At 57.6% G+C, this 7,688-nt stretch carries 5 protein-coding genes; 1 reads left to right on the top strand and 4 read right to left on the bottom strand.

The features are described from left to right. Positions 1–901: asparagine synthase-related protein (locus BHE75_RS23520; protein ID WP_254684492.1), on the top strand; the 901-nt coding region annotated here is incomplete at its 5' end. Here the strand turns inward: BHE75_RS23520 and BHE75_RS23515 are convergent. The 4 genes from BHE75_RS23515 to BHE75_RS17910 form a co-directional block, all read right to left on the bottom strand. After that, complete coding sequence (locus tag BHE75_RS23515; protein ID WP_191225219.1) at positions 892–2,931, bottom strand: Atxe2 family lasso peptide isopeptidase; 2,040 nt, start codon at positions 2,929–2,931, stop codon at positions 892–894. The two genes, BHE75_RS23520 and BHE75_RS23515, sit on opposite strands and share 10 nt — an antisense overlap. A 23-nt stretch (positions 2,932–2,954) precedes the next feature. Continuing rightward, complete coding sequence (locus tag BHE75_RS23510) at positions 2,955–5,867, bottom strand: TonB-dependent receptor (protein WP_191225218.1); 2,913 nt, start codon at positions 5,865–5,867, stop codon at positions 2,955–2,957. Positions 5,868–5,996: 129 nt separating this feature from the next. Beyond that, on the bottom strand, positions 5,997–7,058 hold the full coding sequence (locus BHE75_RS17915; RefSeq protein ID WP_070936064.1) for a FecR family protein: 1,062 nt from the start codon (positions 7,056–7,058) through the stop codon (positions 5,997–5,999). Further along, complete coding sequence (locus tag BHE75_RS17910) at positions 7,051–7,599, bottom strand: RNA polymerase sigma factor (RefSeq protein WP_070934664.1); 549 nt, start codon at positions 7,597–7,599, stop codon at positions 7,051–7,053. The genes BHE75_RS17915 and BHE75_RS17910 overlap by 8 nt, the downstream gene beginning before the upstream one ends. Between the last annotated feature and the right edge of the window lie 89 nt (positions 7,600–7,688).

The following is a 7,688-nucleotide window of genomic DNA, read 5'->3' as shown; positions in this document are numbered from 1 at the left end:
CTTCGATATCCTCGCTCATCACCGCTCCTCGCAAAAAGCGGCTATCAGCACTGCGGAGCAGCTTCCCGCAAGGCGGCCTTCAGAACACGGTTACGGTCCTCACGTGGTTGCAAGACATTTTGACCAATTGATTTCAACGGCCGCGCGGGCGAACGGAAACGATGCGTTCTTCAACGGCGGCGGTGGAGACAATGTGTTTTGCTTCTCGACGTCGGCGGCGCCGATTGCAGATTTGCTTCTTAGCCGGGCGCCGCTCGGGAAAATCGCTTCCGGCATTCACGACGTCAGGCGGCTGACAAACAGCACGACCGCTGCAGTTCTCGCAAATCTTGTCAGGCGGTTGCGCGAGCCTCCAGAGATCAAATGGGGGTACGATTTCACCTTTGTACGTGAGCCTGGAGTGCGTCCTGATGACACCGTGCATCCTTGGCTTAGCGCGGCCGCCGACACACTCCCCGGCAAGAAGAGGCACATTCGCCTGCTAGCGAAAGCCCAATCCTACGGGGAAGGTCTCGCACGACAACGCAACCATCCGCTTGTCTTGCCGCTTCTATCTACTCCGATTGTCGAAGCATGCCTGAGGATACCAACCTGGGAATGGATTAACGGCGGCAGGGATCGAGCGGTCGCCCGGCGCGCCTTCTCGCATATGTTGCCCCTGGAGATTAGAGATCGTCGTTCGAAAGCAGGTCTGTCTTCGCTGTTTAGCAGGATCTTCGTGAAGAATCGGAGCCATATCCGGGAGGTCCTGCTAGATGGCCGCCTCGCCGGAGCCGGCCTCCTTGATCGCGTCGAGATTGACGTCGCGACACGCACTGACATACCTCCGACGGGTCTCCACCACTACCGCGTCATCGAGCTTCTGGAGGCAGAGTATTGGGTGCAGCGCCTTCAATTATGAGCCAGACCGGGCAATCTATCGGCACGCAGCAGCCCTCGCGCGGCGTCGCAGCGCTCATGTTGAACGCTCGGATCGACTTCCTCACCACCGAACCTCAACCAATACTCGAACCAGGCTAAGTTTCGTTCGTAGACCGCCAATTTATGTCGCGGCTGCGCTTTGATATGAGCTTCATCAGGGTAGATATACATCGTAGCGCAGCGATCGCGAAGTACAAGCCGCCCGAACAACTCTAGATTGTAGCGGTATTCCTGTTCCGAAAGCTGGAATAAAACCGGGATCGAGATCGACTCGGTATTTAGCGCCGGAGACACCTCCTTCCACCTTCCTGGCGTGACGTCAGGCGCGTCCAGCCTCCACCACTTAGTGAAGTTTGCGCGCATGGCATTATTTCGTGCCATATTGAGCCAGAAATATTCCGGCTCAATAAGACCTGACGAGATGCTCGCTGCACCGAGAAGTCTGCTTTTCATCGCGACCCAAGCCGTGACTTCCGCGCCGAAGCTCAGGCCGCCCATGCCGACCTTGCGTTTATCGATTTTTCCCTGCCGAAATAGCTGCTCTACTATCGCCGATATCCCGGTTAGGCCCACTTGATAGTCGCTCGTTGCGTCATAATCCTGGCCGGTCGTAGATGCGCTCACCTTGTTGATGCAAAGGGCAGCAACGCCCCGTTCAGCGAGAACGGAGAACGGATATTCGTTTCCTACGCCTCCCTTGAGATATCCCGCACAGTTATAGTAATTGATAAAGATGGGATAGCCGTTAGCTGGCTTGGAGCCCGAGGCCGGGAAGTAGATACCGGAAAAATCATGTCCATCCGCGTCCCGCCACGAAAGCCTCGTTGCCTGCAGCGCCTGAACGGCGGAATTTGGCGAGAAGATTTCGCGTATAGCTCCTCGTCGCAAATCAACCTCGACCAGCGATGGCGGCGAGCGGAAATCCGAAAATACACAGTACATTCGTTCCCCTGCTGATGGACAACTTGAGCCTGCTTGCAGGTCTCCAAAGAGGCGCCCTTCGGTCGCCACCAGCCGCTTGACCCGCCGGGCCTGAGGGCGCCATAGGAAAAGCGTAGTGCCTTTCGACTTGTCCGAAACGAAAACAATCAACGAAGTTGTATCCCGTCTCCATGAGATCGCGGACACGTAGCCTGTTCCACAAATAGCGGGCGGGCAGCTAAACGACTGCCGGTGGCCGTGCTCTTCGGCCACACGGATTGAGGATGCAGCCCCGCTTTGCGAAAGGGTCGCGATCCATTTTCCGTCGGTGGATTTAGTTGCCAGAGTGGACGTTAGTTCCTCGAACTTTGTGGCTTCGAGCCCGGCTTGGAAGGCGTCAATTTCGTCGCCGGTAGCAGCGGCCGATGCGTGGGTCACAAGATTAATTGACGTGAATTGCCGGGCTTCACCGTCCAAGAGACCCCAGCGATCGAACCAGTCACCGTGCAAGCGTTGCGTGGCAGGTCTGCCATTGATGCTCCCACCCAAAAACAACGCTTGTCCTGGGTCGATCGAGCCGTCGAATAGAACCCCGCTCAAATAAGCATCTCGCTCAGCTCTGTTGGTTGCGCTCCGATCAGGACCATGCTCTGCGATGAGCATCGCGCCATTGTTCAAGATGCGAAATCGATCGACGTCGGCGGCTAGGTTGGTAACCTGTTCTTGCGTGCGTCCATCTCGGGAAGCGCGCCAGACCTGCACCGCTCCATCCCTCGCTTTTCGAAAATAGATCCATCGCGAGTCGGGGGACCAAACTGGATGCTCCGTCGTGAGGACGCCGACATCGTTGAAGACGGCGTCTCCACCCCCGGACAATGGGTCTGGAGCGTGCATCCGTCCGCCTTCTAGATGGAGAATAAACCAGTCTAGAGCGACAATGTTGCGGTCGACGGAAGGCCGAACGATCCGGAACACGACGCTTTTTCCGTCAGGAGAGATTGATAAGCTATCGAGGTCGGCGATCTCGACGAGTTCTCTAAGTGTCGGCCCCGCATGTGCCGAAATTGGCATCGCGATGAGTGTGAGCAATACAAGCCACCTAAATGCGCATTTTACCATTTCTTGATCACTTGGACCGCTACAACGCGGCCGACTGCGCTTGCGTTTTCTGGATCGAAGCCGACAGCCGACGTTCCCGTCACAAACTCCGCGTATGGAGGGTCACGATCGAACAGATTGGTAGCGCTGAGCTGAAAAGCGACGCCGGAGAAAATACTCTTCGTCGTTGGGATGGAATACGAAATAGATGCGTCAATCGTAATCTGGGAGCGGATGTTCGTTGGTTTAGAGGTGAGCGTGTTAGTGTAATGATTAACGAAGTTGGCGAACATTGCCGCGCTCCAGTGGTCTGATTGCCATAGCGCCCGGGCACGAAACTTCAAGTCAACTGGAAATCCGATCGTGCTAACAAAATCAAGGCTGGGTGCCGATGGGGTGATCGCTTGGCTAATTTCAAACAGGTATGAGCCCGAGATACCCAGTTCCAATTTTCCGCGAAATGCCGGCAAGGACTTGGAAAGGTCAAAGTCGATACCGGAAACCTTCACAGACGACAGGTTCTGCACTTGTGCGTTGGCGATGGCGTCGATGCTACTTGCCGAAATCCCGTCGGGATTGGCAAACTCCGGTCTCGAGTAAATCTGCGCGACAAGCGCCGGATCCGGATTTTCGTTAAGCAGTGGCTGATATACAGATTGCTGTGAGAGAAAATTAACGAGATTTCCGGATGGGTCGACTATTCTGTCCCGATAGACAACGTTAAAATAATTGAGCGAGAATGCGAAGCCGCGAGCAAATTGTGGCTTAAGGTCAAGCCCGAGTGTCCACGTGCGGGCCTTCTCCGGGCCAAGGTTAGGATCGTTTCCGATCACCACGAGAACATTCGATTGTCCCCGGGGAGAACTTGGATCTGGGAGGGCTATCGGCTGATAGAACCTGGTGCTTGGACTTTGATCCTGATTGATGAAAGAAGGCGTTCGGAACGACCGTCCGTATGAAGCCCGGAACTGCAGCCCACTAACTGGCTCCCACGCGAGCCCGGCCTTCGGGTTCGTCGTCGTTCCAAAGGTATTGTAGTGCTCGCGGCGCAACGCGAGAGAAATGTCGAGGCGCCGCAGACCGGGGAGACCGTTGTCGGGTCCGAAGACCGGAATAAAGGCCTCGCCGAAAAAACCCTCCATGGTTCTGGGGCCAGGGACTTGGAAATATGAGCGGGAGACGGGCGCAGCGGTGGTGGTGTCTTGGATCAATGTGGAAGAAATCGTTTCGCGCCGATATTCTGCCCCGAGCGAAAGGCGAACCTTTCCCGCAGGAAGCGTGAATGCTGGACCATCAACCTTTCCAACGACATTACTGAAGCGATAGCGTGCGGCAAATGTGTACGAACCATTGATCTTGTCGATCGTGGCGGGGTTGTTGTTTCCACCTGGGCCGAAGATGTTGAAAGCGGTATTCGGGTCATTATCGGCCAGAGCTTGTGCCAGCCGATAGGTGTTGCGGATGTTGAACGTGAGGTCGCGATCTGATTGTTGCCCATGCGTGCCTGTGACGCTGGCATTCCACGTCCCGAGTCGCAAATCAGCTTCCAGAGTCCCGTAGATTGATTCTGAGTGACCCTTTCTCGAATAAGGGCCAAGATCGTTCGAGAAGTCGTATTGGACTTGAACGGGGAGTCCCGTGCCTAATGGGTCAACATAGAACGGGTTAGACGCAGGAACGGTTATTCGGGAGTTTTGATCTTTCCGTGCGTGCGTTAGGAAGTTCCTCCGGGCATAGAGGCCCTCGGCCCGGATGCGTAGCGACGGCCCTATCTCCTGCTCTGCCATCGCGAAGACGTTGTGCCTGGTTTGATCGGGTAGCAGGTCAGATCCCGCGCGCGAGTCGCCCCGGTTGATCTGATCAGCGATTAGGTCAGGCGGATCGAGATTGCGTCCATCCTGCCCGGTTGGAATAGCGTAGGGACGGCCACCGGCGTAAATCGTACCTGGCGCACTGTAGCCTCCGCGATAGTCTTTTCCGCCAAACCTGCGGAGGTCTTCGGTAGCATATGGTCGGTCGGACGCCGGGAGATTGCCTTGATGAAAATACTCGTATGCTAGGAGGGCATGTCCTGTGCTCCAAGAATGCCCTAACAGTTGTCCAACCTGTATCTCGTTGAAATCGCCATCGGCGGAGCCGAACCGAAATCTCGATTCTGCACCTTCGAAGTGTTCGCGCAATTTTAGGTTGACCACGCCGGCCACGGCATCTGATCCATAAATCGCGGACGCGCCGTCGGTAAGAATCTCTATCCGCTCGATTGCCGATGTCGGGATTAGCGAGATGTCCGCGAACGTGCCGTATCCGCCGAGCGGGACCCGGTGTCCGTTGACCAACGCAAGGGTCGAGGAAGCGCCGAGACCGCGCAGATTTACGGTCGAGGCCTGATACTCGCCATAGGCGGAGTCGTTAACGTTGCTTATACCAAAAGTCGCTGCGTTTGGGCCGCCGCCGAAGACTTGCGGAAGCGCTTGAAGGATCTGTTGCGTGGTTCCATATCCACTACGATCAATGTCTGCGCGATCGACTGTGATCGAAGGAGATCCGGCGGGTACCACTCCGCGAATGTTCGAACCGGTCACGACGATGTCGGTGACGTCCGCCGAGCGATCGGTTAGATCGCCCGACGGCGTCGATCGCCCCCTGATGATGATGACATCCTTTCGGTATTGGGCGACGAGGTCAGACCCTTCCAGCAGCACATGGACGGCGTCATCCGCGCTGAATGGTCCGTGCAATCGGGGAGCGGTTTTCCCGAGCACCGCCTCGGAGTTGAAGATGATCTCCTTCCCCGACAGGCGGCTCACGATCTTGAGGGCTTCGCCCAGGTCGCCGGCCTCGATGTTGTACTCGATGCGCCGCTCTTCCGCAGCAAGAGCAGGGGCGACCGGCACCAGCGAACCGACCGCCACCGCTGCAAGGAGCACGCACCGAAACCGAGACCCCATTCGAACCATCTTTTGCCCCTTTGAAATTCCCGACAATTTGGCGGGATTTTCAGGGAGCATCGCAACAAAACTGCAACCTACGGGGTAGGAGGTAAAAAAGTTTCTCGGCTATCGTTTCCGGAGCGTGATCTCGTCCGGTTTGGTCCTTTCGACTTCGAGATCGAACAGTGTCGCCAGCCGATCGGCGACCTGATCCGCGTCAGTCACCCGGAATCGGCCGCTAACGCGCAATGTGCCGATGCTCGGATCGCCTAGACGGATAGCGGTCGCAGAATCCCTGTTGGCTTCGGCAATCACTGCAGCCAGGGGCGTACGCTCGTACTCACGGACGGCCGAGATGTCCGGTAGGGGGGCGAGAGGCTGAAGCTCAGCCCTTCCCGGCGGGGATCGAAGCACGGCCGGCGTGATGGCCGCGAAACTGAGGGTCTCGCCCGGTTCAAGACGCGCGACGGCCGTCGGGCGGGTCGTTCCCTTGATAGTGGTGGGACGCTCGACGTCGACCGCACCGCGCAGCAGCCTCACGGTTACACGCTTGTCGCTCTCAAGACTGACTTCAAAGACTGTCCCGCGGGCAGTCACGCTTCCTCCACCAGCCAGGACGACGAAGGGGCGGGTCTCATGTGCAACATCAAAGCGGGCACGACCGCGTTCGAGCTTCAACTCGCGCCGATCAGAGCTGAAGCTCGTGAAGAGTTCGCTGTCGGCATCGAGCTCGACCGACGAACCATCGGCGAGCCGCACCGTCCTTCGGGAACCGTTCAGCGTCGCATAGCGCTGGCGCTCGGCCGCTTGATTAACCTTCGGCTGTGCCACCTGCACCGGAGCGTTTCCTATGCCAGGTAGCTCCACCTTTGCGATCCATCCTCCGATGCCGATGGTCAGGAGCAGGCTTGCGGCGATTGCCACCCATCTCCAATGGCGGCCGCTCTCCTCATTATCGTTCGCTTCGGTTTGGTCTTGGTCTTGGGCCGCCATGAAGCGCCCTAATGCGAATATCTCTCCAGCTCGGTTATACGCCCCCCGATGCGATGCCCCGAGGGCGAGCCACTGCTCGAACTGAGGGCGCCACTCGTCGGCATCAGGGCCCCGCATCCTGGCGAACCACAGGGATGCCTCACGCATCTGCTGGTCCATCCTCGGCATAGGCTCCGGCATATCGTCCTCAGCCATGGGCATTTCCGATACTCTTGCCGATGCGCACAATGGCCTCAGCCACATGCCACTCCACGGTTCGGATACTGATATCGAGTTGCTCAGCTATCTGCCTATATCCCAGTTCTTCAGCGCGATGTAACAAATATACCTCTTTCGTCCTCGGCGGGAGGGTCTCGACAGCCCGTCGATAGCGTTCCCGCATGTCGTTTATTTCCGCGATGGCGTCCGGTCCGGCAATGTCCTTGCCGGCCGAATAGACCACAGGATCGAAGGATTGCGCCTTGGCCCAGGCGCGCACGCGATCGGCGAGGAGATGCCGAACAATTCCCTGCAGATAGGCGCCAGGATTGCTCGAGGCCGCGGTGGATCGCGACGCGACCAGCCTCGTGAAAGCCTCCTGCACCAGATCGTGCCTGTCCTCCTCGATCCAGATGCGCCGCTTGAGAAAGGAAAGCAGCTTCGGCGCCTCCCTTCGATAGACGGCTTCGAACTGGCGATCGTCATAGCGTGCGGACGCACGCGCACAGGAGCCTTCATCCTCACGGGCGCGAAACATGGGTCTACGCGCACGTTTGGAGGTCGAAGCGCGCCAAATGGCGCCGGCAGACAAGCAGTGAAGACAGCATGACAGGACCACCCAAGGGT

The organism is Edaphosphingomonas haloaromaticamans (assembly GCF_001853345.1).
GTDB classification, from domain to species: Bacteria; Pseudomonadota; Alphaproteobacteria; order Sphingomonadales; family Sphingomonadaceae; genus Sphingomonas_E; species Sphingomonas_E fennica.
The sequence above is the reverse complement of the archived record's forward strand: the minus strand, read 5'-3'. Positions and strand labels throughout refer to the sequence as shown.